At 73.2% G+C, this 16,016-nt stretch carries 12 protein-coding genes; 9 read left to right on the forward strand and 3 right to left on the reverse strand.

Going from position 1 to position 16,016, the window contains the following annotated elements; all coding sequences use genetic code 11:
* Nucleotide 1 precedes the first annotated feature (1 nt).
* Genes IL992_RS31895 through IL992_RS31905 form a run of 3 tightly spaced genes read left to right on the forward strand, consistent with a single transcriptional unit; the run spans nucleotide 2 to nucleotide 4,351 of the window.
* Nucleotides 2-1,999, forward strand: a complete 1,998-nt coding sequence (locus IL992_RS31895; RefSeq protein WP_193207035.1) for an NPCBM/NEW2 domain-containing protein — start codon at nucleotides 2-4, stop codon at nucleotides 1,997-1,999.
* A gap of 34 nt (nucleotides 2,000-2,033) precedes the next feature.
* Nucleotides 2,034-3,647: a beta-N-acetylhexosaminidase gene (locus tag IL992_RS31900; protein ID WP_193207036.1), complete on the forward strand. Its 1,614-nt coding sequence runs from the start codon at nucleotides 2,034-2,036 to the stop codon at nucleotides 3,645-3,647.
* The gene (locus IL992_RS31905) at nucleotides 3,644-4,351 is read left to right on the forward strand and encodes a tyrosine-protein phosphatase (protein WP_193207037.1); all 708 of its coding nucleotides are present in this window, start codon (nucleotides 3,644-3,646) and stop codon (nucleotides 4,349-4,351) included. The genes IL992_RS31900 and IL992_RS31905 overlap by 4 nt, the downstream gene beginning before the upstream one ends.
* 9 nt (nucleotides 4,352-4,360) lie before the next feature.
* Here IL992_RS31905 and IL992_RS31910 read toward each other — a convergent pair whose 3' ends face one another.
* A complete protein-coding gene (locus tag IL992_RS31910; RefSeq protein ID WP_193207038.1) occupies nucleotides 4,361-6,346 on the reverse strand; it encodes a HelD family protein in 1,986 nt (661 codons plus the stop codon).
* A gap of 101 nt (nucleotides 6,347-6,447) precedes the next feature.
* Between IL992_RS31910 and IL992_RS31915 the strand changes: the two genes are divergently transcribed.
* Nucleotides 6,448-7,113, forward strand: coding sequence for a TetR/AcrR family transcriptional regulator (locus IL992_RS31915; RefSeq protein ID WP_193207039.1), 666 nt, complete (start codon nucleotides 6,448-6,450; stop codon nucleotides 7,111-7,113).
* Between the two features lie 39 nt (nucleotides 7,114-7,152).
* Nucleotides 7,153-8,010 carry a class I SAM-dependent methyltransferase gene (locus IL992_RS31920; RefSeq protein ID WP_193207040.1) on the forward strand — a complete coding sequence of 286 codons (858 nt, stop codon included), beginning with the start codon at nucleotides 7,153-7,155 and terminating at the stop codon, nucleotides 8,008-8,010.
* Nucleotides 8,011-8,015: 5 nt separating this feature from the next.
* Here the strand turns inward: IL992_RS31920 and IL992_RS31925 are convergent, their stop codons facing one another.
* The gene (locus tag IL992_RS31925) at nucleotides 8,016-8,543 is read right to left on the reverse strand and encodes a MarR family winged helix-turn-helix transcriptional regulator (protein ID WP_193207041.1); all 528 of its coding nucleotides are present in this window, start codon (nucleotides 8,541-8,543) and stop codon (nucleotides 8,016-8,018) included.
* A gap of 124 nt (nucleotides 8,544-8,667) precedes the next feature.
* Between IL992_RS31925 and guaA the strand changes: the two genes are divergently transcribed.
* Together guaA and IL992_RS31935 are read left to right on the forward strand one after the other, a co-directional pair.
* Nucleotides 8,668-10,239, forward strand: coding sequence for a glutamine-hydrolyzing GMP synthase (guaA, locus tag IL992_RS31930; RefSeq protein WP_226874148.1), 1,572 nt, complete (start codon nucleotides 8,668-8,670; stop codon nucleotides 10,237-10,239).
* 93 nt (nucleotides 10,240-10,332) lie between these two features.
* A complete protein-coding gene (locus IL992_RS31935) occupies nucleotides 10,333-11,553 on the forward strand; it encodes an acyltransferase family protein (protein WP_319018960.1) in 1,221 nt (406 codons plus the stop codon).
* On the opposite strand, the gene IL992_RS31940 is transcribed toward IL992_RS31935, so the two are convergent.
* Nucleotides 11,492-12,229 carry a polysaccharide deacetylase family protein gene (locus tag IL992_RS31940; protein WP_193207043.1) on the reverse strand — a complete coding sequence of 246 codons (738 nt, stop codon included), beginning with the start codon at nucleotides 12,227-12,229 and terminating at the stop codon, nucleotides 11,492-11,494. The two genes, IL992_RS31935 and IL992_RS31940, sit on opposite strands and share 62 nt — an antisense overlap.
* A 219-nt stretch (nucleotides 12,230-12,448) precedes the next feature.
* Here IL992_RS31940 and IL992_RS31945 point away from each other — a divergent pair, with 219 nt between their 5' ends.
* Both IL992_RS31945 and IL992_RS31950 read left to right on the forward strand, forming a co-directional pair.
* On the forward strand, nucleotides 12,449-14,350 hold the full coding sequence (locus IL992_RS31945; RefSeq protein WP_193207044.1) for a glycosyltransferase: 1,902 nt from the start codon (nucleotides 12,449-12,451) through the stop codon (nucleotides 14,348-14,350).
* Nucleotides 14,347-15,948 carry a glycosyltransferase gene (locus IL992_RS31950; RefSeq protein WP_193207045.1) on the forward strand — a complete coding sequence of 534 codons (1,602 nt, stop codon included), beginning with the start codon at nucleotides 14,347-14,349 and terminating at the stop codon, nucleotides 15,946-15,948. The genes IL992_RS31945 and IL992_RS31950 overlap by 4 nt, the downstream gene beginning before the upstream one ends.
* The last annotated feature ends 68 nt before the right edge of the window (nucleotides 15,949-16,016 follow it).

Here is a 16,016-nt window from a genome sequence, read left to right on the forward strand (position 1 = left end):
CATGCGCATACGCTCGGCCGCCCTCACGGCGGTCCTCCTCGGCATGCTCGCCATACCCGCCGCGGGCGCCGCGGCCCGCGCCACGTCGCCCCCCGCGATCGACGCCCCGCCCATGGGCTGGAGCAGCCGCAGCCAGGGCTGCTCGGTCTCGGAGACCTCGGTGTGGCAGGCCGCCGACGGCCTCGCCGCGCTGGCCCCGGCCGGCTACCGCTACGTGATCATCGATGGCTGCTGGCTGGCGCCGCAGCGCGACGGTGGGGCCCTCGTCGCCGACCGCACTCGTTTCCCCTCCGGCATCACGGCACTGGCCGACCACGTCCACGACAAGGGGCTCAAGCTGGGCCTCGCCCTGTCGGCCGGCACCAAGGCCTGCGCCGGCGGCGGCCCCGGCTCCTACGGCAACGAGGCGGCCGACGGCGCGCTGATCCGGTCCTGGGGCGTCGACTATCTCAAGTACGACTGGTGCTCCATCCCCACGGCCGACTTCCCCGGCAAGAACTCCCAGGCCATCGCCCAGACGCTCTACCCCCGCATGCGGCAGGCCCTCGGCGACACGATCGCGTTCGCCATGAACAACGAGGACGGCAACAGCGTCCCCTGGCTCTGGGGGGCCCAGGTCGCCACCACGTGGCGGACCAACGTCTACAACCGGCCCATCACCGACAACTACGCCGCGATGGTCGGCATCTGGGAGACCGACATGCTGCGCGCCGACTACCCCGGTCCGCGCAGTTGGGCCGACCCCGACCTGATCCTGGCCGGTGGGGGCGGGATGACCGAGGCCGAATACCGCACCCAGTTCAGCCTGTGGGCGATGGGCGCCGCGCCGCTGGTCCTCATGGCCGACCCGGTCAAGGCGCCCGCCGCGATCGTCGCCAACTCCAAGGTGATCGCGGTCGACCAGGACCCGCTGGGGGTGCAGGCCCACTTCGCCGCCACGGACGGCTGGTACCACGTGCTGGTCAAGCCGCTGGAGAACGGCGACCGCGCCGTCGCGCTGTTCAACGAGAGCGACCGGCAGACGACGATCTCCACGACGGCCTCCCGGCTGAAGCTGCCCCACGCGTCGGCGTATCGAGTCGAGGATCTGTGGACGGGCGAGGTCACCCTCACCGAGGGCCGGCTGGCCGCGGCCGTGCCCGCGCACGGGGTGGTGATGTACCGGATCGGCGCCGGGCGCGAACAGGCGCCGCCCGCTGTGACGTTCGAGGTGGACCCCGCGACGTTCCTCGGCGACGACCGGCCCTCGGCCCTGGAGCCCGGGCGGGAGAACGAGCTGGTCACCCGGGTGACCGACACCGGGGGCACCGACCGGCTCGACGACGTCGAGGTGACGCTCGACGTGCCCGAGGGATGGCAGACCAGGGCGCTCACTCCCGCCCGGTCGTCCGGCCGTCTCGGCGCGGGTGAGACCTTCACGGTGCGCTGGGCGGTGACCCCGCCCGCCGGCGCCTCGCGCACCGCGTTCGAGATCGGTGGCAGGGCCGCCTTCGGCTGGCGCGAGCGTACGGCACAGGTGAGCGGACGCGCGGTGGTCCAGGTGGCGGAGGCGCCCGCGCGCGGCACCACCGCGCTCAGCGACCTCGGCTGGACCCGGGCGACCAGCCATCTCGGCCCGGTCGAGCGGGACACCAGCAACGGCGACGCGGCGGCGGGCGACGGCCGCCCGATCACGATCGAGGGCGTCCGTTACGCCAAGGGCCTCGGCGCGCACGCGCCGGCGGACATCGAGTTCTACGTGGCACGGCGCTGTTCCGAGGTGCGGTTCCTCGGCGGTGTCGACGACGAGGTCGGGGCGAACGGCTCGGTTCAGTTCGAGATCTGGGCCGACGGCGAGCGGGTGGCCCGCTCCGGCGTGATCACCGGCTCCCAGCCGGCCGTCAGGGTCAGCGCCGGGGTACGGGACGCCCGCTATGTCCGCCTGGTCGTCACCAACGCCGGTGACAACGCCTACTTCGACCACGCCGACCTCGCGGACGCCACGATCACCTGCGACTAGCCGAGGATCACCACCCTTACCAGGAGGAATCCCCATGATCATCCCGAGGCCTGTCCGGGTTGAGACCCGACAGGGCCGCTTCGTCCTCGACCGGAACACCGCCCTCGCCGCCGATCCCGAGCTCGGCGAGGTGGCCGCCTGGCTACGGGGGGAGCTGAGCCCGGTCACCGGCGGCGCTCTGCTGCCAGGCCGGACCGGCCCGGGAACGATCACCCTTGCCCTGCGCGGCGGAATGCATCCCGAGGGCTACCTGCTCACCGTCGGCGCCGACGAAGTGCGCGTCGAAGCGGGCGGAGCGGCCGGGGCCTTCTACGCCGCACAGACCCTGCGGCAGCTCCTCCCCGCCGCGGCGTTCCGGCGGGCGGCGACCGGCGTCCCCTTGTCGCTGCCCGCCGTACGGGTAGAGGACCGGCCGCGCTTCGCCTGGCGCGGCTGCCTGCTCGACGTCGCACGACACTTCATGACCAAGGCCGACGTGCTGCGTTTCATCGACCTTCTTGCGATGCACAAGCTGAACGTCCTGCACCTCCACCTCACCGACGATCAGGGATGGCGGATCGAGATCAAGCGCCACCCGCGCCTCACCGAGGTCGGAGCCTGGCGCCGGGAGAGCCAGACCGGCTGGAACGGCGCCATGGACGGCCGCCCGCACGGCGGCTACTACACCCACGACGACATTCGCGAGATCGTCGCATACGCGGCGCGGCGGTACATCACCGTCGTCCCCGAGATCGACCTGCCCGGCCACACCCAGGCCGCCATCGCCGCCTATCCCGAGCTCGGCAACGCCGGCACACCGCTGGAGGTCCGCACCACCTGGGGGATCGGCGACAACGTGCTCAACGTGGAGGACGCCACGATCGCGTTCTTCAAGGACGTCTTCGACGAGGTGCTCGAACTGTTCCCCGGTCCCTACGTCTGCGTGGGCGGGGACGAGTGCCGCAAGGACCAGTGGAAGACCAGCCCCGCCGCACAGGCCAGGATCGCCGAGCTGGGCCTGCGCGATGAGGACGAACTGCAGAGCTGGTTCATCGAACAGTTCGACGACTACCTCACGGCGCGCGGACGCCGTCTGGTCGGCTGGGACGAGATCCTCGAGGGCGGCCACGTCTCCGGCGCGATCGTCGCCTCCTGGCGGGGCGACCTCGCCGCCGTGATCGCCGCGAGGGCCGGGCACGAGGTTGTCACCTGCCCGAACACCTCGGTCTACTTCGACTATCGGCAGGACGAGGGGCCGCGCGAGCCCGTCCCGTTCGGCACCGTCCTCACGCTGGCGGACGTGTACGCCTTCGAGCCCGTCCCCGCCGGCCTGCGCGGTGATCCGGCGGAGGCACATGTCATCGGCTCGCAGTGCGCCGTGTGGACCGAGCTGATCGACTCGAACCGCCAGGTGGACTACATGACGTTCCCTCGGCTGTGTGCCTTCGCGGAGACCGTCTGGAGCCCGCCCGAGCGGGACTTCACGGAGTTCCACGACAGGTTGCAGGCCCACCTGCCCCGTCTCGACGCCATCGGGGTGGAGTACCGCCGTGAGGACGGTCCGCGGCCGTGGCAGACCCGGCCCGGCGTACCCGGGCGGCCCGAGGATCCCGACGAATGGCGGGCCACGGTGGCCGGCTGGACCAGAAACCTGAGGGGGCGGGTGTGAGCAGGGCGATCCCCGGCCCGTCCTGGCCCGGCTGCGTCAACGCACGCGACCTGGGCGGGCTTCCGGCCGCCGGGGGCGGCCGGATCCGCCCGGGCGCCCTGCTGCGCTCGGAGCTTCCCCCGGCCTCGGCGGCCGAGGCGATCTCGGCGCTCCGGCCGGGTCTGATCGTCGATCTCCGGCTCCCCGCGGAGTGCGAGACGCTGCCCAGCCCGCTTTCCGCCCATCCCGCCTACCGCAACATCTCGGTTCTCGGGCCCGGCGACTCGGTGCTGGAGCGCATGGCTGACACGCTGGCGGGCATCTATCGCGCCATGCTCGACCGGGGGACGGCCCGGATCTCCGCCGTCCTGGCCGCCATCGCCGCCGCGCCTCCCGGCCCCGTGCTGCTGCACTGTCACTCGGGAAAGGACCGCACCGGCGTGGTGGCCGCCATCGCGCTCGCGCTGGCCGGTGTTCCTGCCCGCCACATCGCCGCCGACTACGCCGAGACGGCCCGCTGCCTGAGCCTCGACGACCACCTCGCCGCTCTTCCCGACGAGGCGGCGCGGCTGCGGTCACGCCGCCTGTTCGCCGAGGTCACCCCCGCCACCATGCTGCGTACCCTCGCTTACCTTGACGCCCGGTACGGCGGGCCGGAGTCGTACCTCACGCGGGCGGGGTTCACGGGCGTCGCCGCGCTGCGCGCCCGGCTGACCTCGGCGTGATCGTGGGCATCACGTCAGGGGGGACGGCAGCGGACGGCGGTGCACCACGTCCAGACGGGACACCGCGCGGGTGAGCGCCACGTAGAGCCGGTGGCGCCCGCGCTCCTCGGCCTCGACGATCTCGGCGGGCTCGGCCAGCACGACGTGGTCGTACTCCAGGCCCTTGCAGAGGGTGGCGGGCACCACGGAGATCCGTACGGACGGGTCGGGCGTGAGACCGTCGGCGACGGCCAGCCCGGCGTCCGCGAGCGCGGCGCGCAGGCGGCCGGCCGACGCGTCGGCGGCGACGACGCCGATCGAGCCCTCGTGGTCCAGCGCCTCGCGCACCGCCGTCACGACCACCGGGTCGTCCCCGCGCAGCATGCGCAGCCGGCCGTCGCGCCGGAAGGAGCGGGAGGGCGGCACGTTCACCGCGAGCTCGGCCAGCAGGCGGTTGGCGAGCTCGACGACGGCGGCGGGCGTGCGGAAGCCGGTGGTGAGCGCCATGACTTCGGCGTCCGGCTTGCCCAGGTGCGCCATCTGCTCGCCCCAGTCGCGGGCGGCCCACGGGGTCGTGCCCTGCGCCAGGTCGCCGAGCACGGTGAGCGAGCCGTGCTCGCTGCGCCGGGCGACGGCCCTGCACTGCATCGGCGACAGGTCCTGCGCCTCGTCGAGGATCACGTGGCCGTATCCCTGCGGACGCTCGATCAGGCCGGCGAGCTCGTCGAGCAGGATCAGGTCAGCGGCCGTCCAGGCGGCGCTCCGGTAGGTGCGCGGCGGTCTCGCCCAGGTGATCGCCGCCCGCTCGGCCGCCGTGAGCACGCCCTCGGCGGCCTCCGAAGGGTCGCGGAGCACCTCGAACAGCACCTGCTCGGGGCGTACGGCCGGCCAGAAGGCGTCCACGGCGGCGGCGACGGCCCGGGTGGTCCGGCGTGTCCACGCCGTGTCGATCGTCCGGCCGCGGGCCTCCGCCCGGCTCCGCACGAGCGACGCCACGCGGGCGATGACGCGCTCACGACCCACGCCGTACGGCATCGCCTCGCGGCGGGTCTCCTCGACCACGCGGCGCAGTTCGTCCTCGGAGACGCGCCAGCGGGAGGAGCCGTCGGCCACGGCGAGCGGCTCGGCGGGCTCGCGGACGTGCCGGTGGAGCGCCCTGCGCAGCACCTCGGCCATGCGCACGTCGTGCTTGACCACGGCGGCGTCCGTGCCGTCGGTGCCCTTGACCGGAACCCGGGTGAGGAGCGCGTCCAGCGTGGTCTGCTCGACGTCGACCTCGCCCAGGGCCGGCAGCACCGCGGAGATGTAGCCGAGGAAGGCCAGGTTCGGGCCGAGCACGAGCACACCGCCGCGCGACAGCCGCTTGCGGTGGGCGTAGAGCAGGTAGGCGGCGCGGTGCAGGCCGACGGCGGTCTTGCCGGTGCCCGGCCCGCCCTGCACGCACAGGGAGTCCTCCAGGTCGGCGCGGACCAGGTCGTCCTGGTCCGGCTGGATGGTGGCGACGATGTCGCGCATCGGCCCGACCCGGGGGCGTTCGATCTCGGCCGTCAGGATCCGGCCTGCGCCGCCCAGATCCACGCCGAGGTCGAGGCGCTCGTCCTCGAAGCCGGTCAGTTCCCCGCCGGCCCAGCCGAAGCGCCGCCGTACGGCCACGCCCTGCGGGTCACGGGCCGACGCCTGGTAGAAGGTCCGGGAGACGGGCGCCCGCCAGTCGATCACCAGGGGCTGCGCGCCGCCGTCGGCGGAGATGTGGCGGCGGCCGATGTGGTAGCGCCGCCCGGCGTGCTCGCTCATGTCCGGGGCGAATTCGACGCGTCCGAAGAACGGCGGCCCTCCGTCGTCCTCGCCGAGCTCCTTCGCCAGGCTCTTCAGGTGGCGGCCCAGTCGCTCGGCGCTGTAGCGGTCGCTCGCCACGGTCTCCCCGATGACCACGTTGTGCCGGGCGCCGTCCAGCATCCGGCGCAGGCCCTCCCTGCAGCGTTCGACGTACGCCTGCTCCTCCTCCAGCGGGGTCATCCGCCGACTCCTTCCCCCGGTTCCGTAGGGGCATGGAACAGCAACTCGGTTAAAAATGCAACCGGGTTAACTTATCGCGGCGATGCTGCTAGCCTGTGCGCATGGTCGAGGGGCTGCGGACGCGGAAGAAGGAGCGGACCCGCCGGGCCATCTCCGAGGTCGCGATCGCGATGTTCCTGGAACACGGTTTCGACCAGGTGGGCGTGGCCGAGATCGCGGCCGCGGCGGAGGTCTCCAAGCCCACGCTGTTCCGGTATTTCCCCTCCAAAGAGGATCTGGTCCTGCATCGGATCGCCGACCACAGGGGAGAGGCGGCGGCCGTGGTGCGCGCCCGTCCGGCCGGGCGGACCCCGCTGGACGCGCTGTACGACGCCTTCATGGCCGGACTGGACGCCCGCGAGCCGACCACCGGCCTGTGTGACCACCCGGCGGTGATGGCCTACCACCGCCTCGTCTTCGACACCCCCAGCCTGGCGTCCCGCGTGGCCGAGTACGCCGCGGCGGACACGGAGGCGCTGGCGGAGGCGATGAGCGAGGCGGCGGGCCCCGCGCCCCGCGCCCCTGGAAGCACGTCCCGTCCCGTGCCGCGCCTGACGTCGCGCCTGGTGGCCGCGCAGTACGTCGCCGTGCGGCAGATCCTGGCCAGGGACAACTATGCGGCGCTGGCGTCCGGCCGGACGGCCGGCGAGGTGTACGGCGAGGCCGTCGCCGCCGCAGGCATCGCCTTCGAACTGCTACGGCAGGGCGCGCGGGCGCACGGCCTCTGACCCATCGTCAAGATCGCTGAGGCGGTTTACGCTCGACGGGTGCAGACCGAGGGGCCCAGCGGGACCGCGCTCCACACGGCGGCGGCGCGTGCCGCCCACCTGATCGTCGACGGAGAGCCGGTCGTCTTCCGCGACCCGTTCGCGTACGCCCTGCTGGGCGAGTGCGCCGAGGCCTACGTGCGCCCGCACCGCGAGATGGCGGACCACCCCGTTCTCGCCGGGCTGCGCGCGGCCGTCGTCACCCGAGGCCGCTACACCGAGGACCGCCTGGCCGGCGCCGTACGGCGGGGCGTCCGCCAGTACGTGATCCTCGGTGCGGGGCTCGACACCTATGCCTGCCGGTCGGCCTCCGGGCCCGTGGAGGTCTTCGAGGTGGACCATCCGGGCACCCAGCGCTGGAAACGGGAGGCGCTGGCACGCGCGGGCCTCCCGGCGCCGCCCCGCCTCACGTACGTGCCCGCGGACATGGAGGCGGAGGAGTGCCCCGTCGGGCGGTTGGTCGCGCACGGGTTCGACCTCGCCCGGCCCGCGTTCGTGAGCTGGCTCGGCGTGACCGTCTACCTCACCCGCGAGGCCGTCGCGCGTACGCTGGCCGGGCTCGGCCGCCTGGCCCCCGGCAGCGAGATCGTCGTGGACCACCTGCTGCCCGAGGCCCTGCGCGGCCCGCGTGCCACGGCGTACGCCGAGACCCTGGTGCCGCTGGTGGCGGAGGGCGGCGAGCCCTGGCTGACGTTCCTGAGCCCGCGAGAGGCGGCGGACCTGCTGGAGGAGCACGGCTTCGAGGTGGTCGAGCAGGTGCCGGAGTGCGACGCTGCGGGCCCCGCCCTCCGGGAGCGTGCGGACGCCCTGGCCGGCAGCGGGATCTCGGTGATCACCCACGCCCGCCGGAGGGCCTGACGGGGTCAGTCCCCGCCGGGTGAGCGCGGGGCCTCGCGGCAGGTGTTGTCCCGGACCACGGCGAGTAGCGAGCAGAGCGTCTCCACCTGTTCCGGCGTCAGGCCGCGCGCCAGTCTCCGGTGGACCTCCTCCTCGATGCCGCGCAGCCGCGGGCGCAGGGCGTCGCCCTTCGGGGTCGTGCTCACGATGCTGAGGCGCCGGTTGGTGGGGCAGGGCGAACGGCTCACCAGGCCGCTGCGCTCCAGGCGCTGGAGGCTCTTGGTCATCGTGGACATGTCGATGCCCAGCTTCGCCGCGAGCTTGTTCTGATACTGCGGGCCGTGCGTCCACAGCACGTTGAGCACGCGGTCCTGTCCCGGATAGAGATCGATCTCTGCAAGCAGGGCGCCCAGCAGGCTCCGGTGCCCCAGCGAGGCCCTGGCCATCAGGCAGCCCAGCGAGTCCTCGACGTCCGCGGGCAGCGTGGGACATGCCGGGGCGTCCGCGGGGCACGTCGGGGCGTCCCGGGTCGGCGACTCCACCCTCTCCACCATGGGGACCTCCTTACCCGGTCATCGTACCCGCTGTATATTGGTCGGCCAAGTTTCGAGCGCCGGCGGCTCCGGCACGTCCGGGCGGGCAGCGTCACCGCGCCGATAGACTGGCGTTACCGCCTCGCTGCCTTCATGGGGGTCCTTTCCAGTGTCTGAGTTCGACACGGTCCTCGTCGTGGACTTCGGCGCGCAGTACGCGCAGCTGATCGCGCGACGGGTGCGTGAGTGCCACGTCTACTCCGAGATCGTCCCGTCATCGATGCCGGTGTCGGAGATGCTGGCCAGGAAGCCCAAGGCGATCATCCTGTCCGGCGGCCCCTCGTCGGTGTACGCCGAGGGCGCGCCGCCGGTTCCCGAGGGCCTGTTCGAGACCGGGGTGCCGACCTTCGGCATCTGCTACGGCTTCCAGGCCATGGCCCGGGCGCTCGGGGGCGAGGTCGCCAGGACCGACTCCGCCGAGTTCGGCGGGACCGCGCTCAAGGTCCTCCAGGAGGGCCTGCTGTTCGCCGGCCTGCCCGTCGCGCAGACCGTCTGGATGTCCCACGGCGACTCCGTGGTCGGCGCCCCCGCCGGGTTCGCCGTCACCGCGGCCACCGACGCCACCCCGGTCGCCGCGATGGAGGACCCCTCGCGCGGCCTGTACGGCGTGCAGTTCCACCCCGAGGTGCTCCACTCCGAGCACGGGCAGCAGGTGCTCAAGCACTTCTTGGAGGCGGCCGGCTGCCGCCCCTCCTGGACCATGGTCAACATCGTCGAGGACGCCGTGGAGGCCGTGCGCGCCCAGGTGGGCGACGGCCGGGCGATCTGCGCGCTGTCGGGCGGCGTCGACTCCGCGGTCGCCGCCGCGATCGTGCAGCGGGCCATCGGCGACCGGCTGACCTGCGTCTTCGTCGACCACGGGCTGCTGCGCAAGGGCGAGGCCGAGCAGGTCGAGCGCGACTTCGTCGAGGTGACCGGCGTCAAGCTGCGCGTCGTGGACGCCTCGGAGCGCTTCCTCAAGGCGCTGTCGGGCGTCACCGACCCCGAGGAGAAGCGCAAGATCATCGGCCGCGAGTTCATCCGGGTCTTCGAGGACGAGCAGCGTGCGATCCTCGCCGACGGGCCGGTGGACTTCCTCGTGCAGGGCACGCTCTACCCCGACGTGGTCGAGTCCGGCGGCGGCACCGGCACCGCGAACATCAAGTCGCACCACAACGTGGGCGGGTTGCCCGAGGACCTCAAGTTCGAACTGGTCGAGCCGCTGCGCACGCTGTTCAAGGACGAGGTGCGGCGGGCCGGCGAGGAGCTGGGCCTGCCCGCGGCGATGGTCTGGCGCCAGCCGTTCCCCGGCCCCGGCCTCGGCATCCGGATCATCGGCGAGGTCACCCGCGAGCGCCTCGACCTGCTGCGCGAGGCCGACGCCATCGCCCGGGAGGAGCTCACCCGCGCCGGTCTCGACCGCGACATCTGGCAGTGCCCGGTCGTGCTGCTCGCCGACGTCCGCTCGGTCGGCGTGCAGGGCGACGGCCGCACCTACGGCCACCCCGTCGTCCTGCGGCCGGTGACCTCGGAGGACGCCATGACCGCCGACTGGGCGCGGGTGCCGTACGACGTGCTGTCGCGCATCTCCACCCGGATCACCAACGAGGTCCGGGAGGTCAACCGGGTGGTCCTCGACGTGACGAGCAAGCCGCCGGGCACCATCGAGTGGGAGTGACCCGGGGATCAAGGCGCGGGGATCGCTGAACGGGGATCAACTAGTGGGGATCAATCGGATTGATCCCGGCCGTGCCGGATAGAGTGGCGCGGTGTGATTGCCACTCACCCCGTCGCCGATCGGTCAGGTGCGAAGGTCAGCCGCCTCGCGTGGCTCGACGCCCTGCGGGGGATCGGCGCGATGGCGGTGGTCGCCGAGCACGCGCTGCCCTGGCTCATGCCGTCGCTGCGCCCCTACTGGTTCAGCCTCGGCATGTACGGCGTGCTGGTCTTCTTCCTGGTCAGCGGGTACATCATCCCCGCGTCCCTGGAGAACAGGGGTGACGTCGGAGCGTTCTGGGTCAGCCGGGTCTTCCGGCTGTACCCGCTCTACCTGCTGGTGATCGCCGCCGTGCTCGTCATGGCGTTCTGGGTTCCGGTGCGCCAGGAGGTGCCCCGGCACCCGTCGGCCGTGGCCGCGCACGTGAGCATGCTGCTCGACGTCGTCCACACCGGCGCCCTCGCCGACCCGATGTGGACGCTGTCGTACGAGATGGTGTTCTACCTGCTGGTGACCGCGCTGTTCGTGGGCGGGGTGCACCGGCGCAGCGGGACGCTGGCGATCGCCTTCGGCGTCGTTGCGGTCGCCGCCGGGCTGGTGCTGTCGGCGCCGCTGCTGCCGGGGCCGTGGCCCGCGATCGCCGCCTGCGTGCTGTTCGTCGCGGGCCTGGCCTGCCTGATCACCGGCCGGTTCCGCACGGTCGCGGCGTACGCGCTGGGCCTGATGGCGCTCGTGCTGCTCGTGTTCGGCAGCTTCGTGCCGTGGTTCGGCGCGGCGATCCTCGCGGTGATGTTCACGGGGACGGCCCTGTACCGCTGGGAGCGGGGCACGGGCGGGATCGGCCCGGTCGTGGCCGCGGCGGCCCTGGTGGCCGCCGCGCCGGTGTGGTCGATCCAGGCGGGCTGGTGGTGGGTGCAGCCCGACGTGTGGATCATCACGATCGTCCTCGCCGGCGGGACGTTCGCGCTCGGCATGGCGCTGCGCGGGCGGCGCGTCCCCGGCGTGCTGACCTGGCTCGGCCTGATCAGCTACTCGGTCTACCTGGTGCACCACCCGCTGCTCAAGTATCTGAACGCGCTCGCCGGCGACCTTCGGTCGCTCACGCCGACCGGCCAGGTGGCCGTCGCGCTCGGCTACCTCGTGGCGCTGCTCACGCTGAGCTGGCTCACCTACCGCTTCGTGGAGGCGCCGGCCCAGGCGCTGGGCCGCAGGATCAGTGGACGTCGGTCGTCGTCTCCATCCCCGACCGGTCGGGATATACCTGTCCCGGGGTGAGCTCCTGGCCCTCCAGCAGGGTGGACACCGTCACGAAGCTGTAGCCCTCCGCGGTCAGCGTCTGGAGCACCTCGGGCATCGACTCCACGGTCTCCTTGACGGTCTCGTGCATCAGCACGACCTCGCCCTCTCCGGCGACGTCCAGGGCCCGGTTGGTGAGAAGGTCCACATGCCGGTAGCTCTTGATGTAGTCCTTCGTGGCGGTCGTGCCGGGCACCTGGATGAGCCCGAACTTGGCGGTGATCTCCTCCACGCCGCCGTTGCGCAGCCCGCCGGGCGCGCGGAAGAGCTTCGGCGCCTTCCCGGTCGTCTTCTGGATCAGCCGCTGGGTGTCGCCGATCTTCTTGTTGATCTGGGCGTACGTGAGCTCGGTCAGATAGCTGGCGTCCCACGAGTGGTTGCCGATCTCGTGGCCCGCCTTCGCGATCTGCGCGGTGAGCTTCGGATGCTTCTTCACCTCCATCCCGATGACGAAGAACGTCGCCTTCGCCTTGTATTCGGAGAGGGTCTTCAGCAACGTCTGGGCGTACGGCCCCGGACCGTCGTCGAAGGTCAGGGCGATGCATTTGTGGGTCGCGCAGTACGGTTCATCGGTCCCGCGAGCCTGCGCAGGGGTGGCGGCGGCCGCGGCGAGGGCGCACGCGACGGCCAGAGGGATCAGACGACGTACAGCCATGGGGTACTCCTCGGGGGGATCTATAACGCGGCATCGTAACGTGCTCCGCGTAACTTCCTCCTCGTCAGTCCGTTTTGGTACCGACCGGAAACCTTCGTCCACCTGTGACGGGAGCGATTAAACCTTCGGCCAAGGAAGGGACTAAGGCTGCCCCCTCAGGAGTGGGGTTCGCGATGCTGGGCCGGTCGGAAGAGGAACCGGGCAGCGTGAGGAGGGCGGGTGACGCGAACCGCCACCCGGTCGGCGTGGGGGACGTGGATCGGGTTCGAGTCCTGTCCCACGCTGCTCGGCCGCCTGGTCGAGGGCTTCGCCGGTCCCTGGACTCCGCTGCAGGACGTTCCCGTCCCCGATCTCGGCACAGCTCCGATGGGCGACGCGGACGCGAGCCGGGACGCGACACGGGACGCGACACGGCACGCGGCCGACGCGATCGGATGCGTCGTGCTCGCCGCGCGGTCCCCGGGCGACCTGCGCAGGGCGGTACCGCTGCGCGGCCTGCTGCCCATCGCGACGCGCGTGCGGATCGCCCTCGCCGACGTGCCGTCCTGGGCGGCCCAGCCGCTGCCGGTCACCGCGCCCGGCGCCTGCTGGCGGCACCTGACCGAGATGCGGATCGTACGCCGGGGCCGCGGCTGGCACCTGGACGCCGCCTTCACCGAGCCGGTGCCGGCCGGCGACGTCGTGGCCCACGTCGCGAACGGCCTGTTCGGTGGATGCGAGGCGACCACTCCCGTCGCGGGAATCGAGGGCGGCGGCACGGCCGACTGGAGGCCCGGCGACCCCAACGTGACGCTGTCGCCGCCCGGCGGGCCCGTGCCGGACCGCCGCGACGCCCCGGGCTGCGACCTGCCGCTGCGCCGGGCGGAGGCGGACGGGCCGGTGGTCGGCGGCGCGGTGGTCGATGACACGGTGGTCGGCTACATGATGCCGCCGCTCGACGAGGCCGTGGTCAACCCCATCGGATTCCGGCAGCATCCCTCGCAGGGGCTGGCGGCGCTCGCCGCGCACCGGGACGGGTTCGTCGTCACCCTCGGCGCGGACAGGCTCGTACGGCTCCCGGCCTGCGGGCGGGTCACGGACGTGGACGTCGCCCGCCTGCGGGACGTGCGCGGAATCGAGGTGCCCGCGCTCGGCCCACAGGCAGAGCAGGGGCGGGCGAGTGAGGTCGCCCGCGTCGTGGCCGCCCTTTCGGCCGCCGGGATCCCGGTGCTCGCCGCGCCCGATCCCGCCCGCGACCGGGCGCTGGGACCTGGCCTCGCCGCCGCGCTGGCCGCCGTGACCGAGGAGGCGCTCGCGTCCGACCTGCGCCGCGAGGAGCTGAGCATCCGGCTGCGCAGGGCCGCGCTGCGCGAGCACGGGGCCGCCGCCCGCTGGCGACGCCTCGCTCTGGCCGCCGGCCTGCCGGTGCCGCCGCACCCGAGGGTCTCGATCCTGCTGTGCACGCGCCGCCCGGAGATGGTGCCGTTCGCGGTCGAGCAGATGGATCGCCAGCGCGGAGTGACCGCCGAGCTGATCGTGGGGCTCCACGGCTTCACCGCGCGGGAGGCGGCGATCCCCCGCACGCGGCTGCCGGTCACCGTGATCGAGGCCTCCGTCGCGACGCCGTTCGGGGAGGTCCTGAACCGCATGGCGGCCGTCGCCTCCGGGTCGTACCTCGCCAAGGTGGACGACGACGACTGGTATGGGCCCGACCACCTCGCCGACCTCCTGCTCGCCCGGCGTTACAGCGGCGCCGACCTCGTCGGGTCGGCCGCGGAGTTCGTCTACCTGGAGCCGCTCGACGTGACGATCAGGAGGTGCATCGGCACCGAGCGGTTCGCGCCGCTGGTGGCCGGCGGCACGATGCTGGTCACCCGGGCGGCGTTCGAGGCGGCCGGCGGTTTCCGGCCCCTGGCGAGGACCGTGGACGGCCAGTTGCTGCAGGCGGTGGAGGCCGTCGGCGGCCGGATCTACCGCACCCACGGCCTCGGCTACGTGCTGCGCCGCCGCAGCGCGTACGGCCACACCTGGCGCCAGCCCGTGCAGTCGTTCCTCGCGTCCTATCAGGAGCAGTGGCGCGGGCTGGTCTTCAACGAACTGATGGAGGACGGTGCCCGATGGCGGGCGGAGGTGAGGACGTGACGGGGGCTGCACGCATCCCGCTCAACGACTACGGGGTGCTCGGAGAGCCGCCCGCGCCGGGGGAGTGGACCCCCACGCTCACGGTGAGCGTGGTGGTCCCCGCCTACCGCGCGGAGCGCACGCTGCCGCTGACGCTGGCCGGCCTGGCCCGGCAGACCTACCCGGCCCACCTCATGGAGGTCGTGGTGGTGGACGACGGCGAGCGGCCCATGGAGCCGCCGCCCGAGTCGTCGGCAGGGCCGCTGCCGGAGCGGCTGCGGGTGGTCCGCCCGCGCGGCGGGGCGTGGGGGAGGGCGAGCGCCTGCGCGGCGGGGGCCGAGGCGGCCGAGGGCGAGGTGATCCTCTACCTGGACGCCGACCTCGTGCTGTTCCCCGAGCACGTGGAGGCCCAGATGCGCTGGCACCACCTGGCCGACTACCTGGTCGTGCTCGGGCACCTGCGGTTCGTGCCCGGCCTCGACGAGGTTCCGGCGAGCGAGGTGCTCGCGGCCGTCGAGGCGGGCGCGGTGCCCAAGCTCTTCGCCGAGGAGGACGCCACGCCGCAGTGGACCGAGCGGCGCTGGGACCAGACCGACGACCTGCGGACGGCCGGTTTCAGCGCGTTCTCCGTCATGGTCGGGGCCACCGCGTCGCTGCCGGCCCGCCTGCTGCGCGCCGCCGGAGGGCTGGACGCCTCGCTGGTCCTCGGCGAGGACACCGAGCTCGGCTACCGGCTGGCCCAGGCGGGGGCGGTGTTCGTGCCCGACCGCCGCAGCCGGTGCTGGCACCTCGGCCGGTCCACCGTCATGCGCCGCGAGCCCGACGTGAAGCGGCACAACTGGCCCCACCTCGCCGAGCGCGTCCCGAGCTTCCGCTGGCTGCGCAGGCACCCCCACCGCACCTACCTCGTGCCGTACGTCGATGTCGTGGTCGAGGTGGGGGACGCGTCGTTCGAGGAGGTCAGGGCGACCGTCGACGCCGTGCTCGCCGGGCGGCTGCCCGACGTGCGGGTGACGGTCGTCGGGCCCTGGGGACGGCTCGGCGGCGGGCGGCGCGACCCGCTCGGCGACCCCTCGCTCGACCTGCGCCTGGTGCTCGCCTGCTATCAGGGCGAGCCGCGCGTGCGGTTCCACGAGGCCGTGCCGGACGACTGCTTCCCCGTGCCGTTCCGCTTCCACTGCCCGCCGGGGTGGGTGCCGTCGCGCGGCACCATCGGCTCGGTGATCAAGCACGCCGACCGGCAGCGGCTCGGGATCGTCTCGCTCGCGCTGGACGAGCGCGAGGACGGCCGCGTGGTGCACGCCCGGCTGGAGCGCACCGCCGCGATGAGCCGGGCCCGCCGGTGCGCCGGGCCTGGGGACGACCTCGACGACCTGGTCCACGAGATGTACGGCACGGTGTGGGACGCGGGCGACAAATGGGGGTTCCTGCCCGCGGCGCTCGCCGCGACGGCCGCCCCGCCGGTGCCCGGCCGCGCCTGGATGGGAGCTCCCGGCGAGGCGGGCGCCGCGAAGGCGCCTCGCCATCCGCGCCACCAGGGCCGTCCGGGTGCCCGGCCGCTGCGCCGCACCGCCCGGCTGCTCCGCAGGCGCCTGCGCGCGCTCGTGCGCCCGGCCTGAGCCGCGCGTGTTTCCCGCTCACCATCGGGGCGCTCACACCCGCCGGTCGTGCCGCAGGCGCGCGGGGA

It is taken from the genome of Microbispora sitophila (assembly GCF_014892245.1).
GTDB classification, from domain to species: domain Bacteria; phylum Actinomycetota; class Actinomycetes; order Streptosporangiales; family Streptosporangiaceae; genus Microbispora; species Microbispora siamensis.

Bases quoted from the DNA above. Each gene is read 5' to 3' on its own strand.
- IL992_RS31895 (WP_193207035.1), top strand. From the start codon at position 2: ATGCGCATACGCTCGGCCGCCCTCACGGCGGTCCTCCTCGGCATGCTC.
- IL992_RS31900 (WP_193207036.1), top strand. From the start codon at position 2,034: ATGATCATCCCGAGGCCTGTCCGGGTTGAGACCCGACAGGGCCGCTTC.
- IL992_RS31910 (WP_193207038.1), bottom strand. From the start codon at position 6,346: ATGACCCCGCTGGAGGAGGAGCAGGCGTACGTCGAACGCTGCAGGGAG.
- IL992_RS31915 (WP_193207039.1), top strand. From the start codon at position 6,448: ATGGTCGAGGGGCTGCGGACGCGGAAGAAGGAGCGGACCCGCCGGGCC.
- IL992_RS31925 (WP_193207041.1), bottom strand. From the start codon at position 8,543: ATGGTGGAGAGGGTGGAGTCGCCGACCCGGGACGCCCCGACGTGCCCC.
- IL992_RS31940 (WP_193207043.1), bottom strand. From the start codon at position 12,229: ATGGCTGTACGTCGTCTGATCCCTCTGGCCGTCGCGTGCGCCCTCGCC.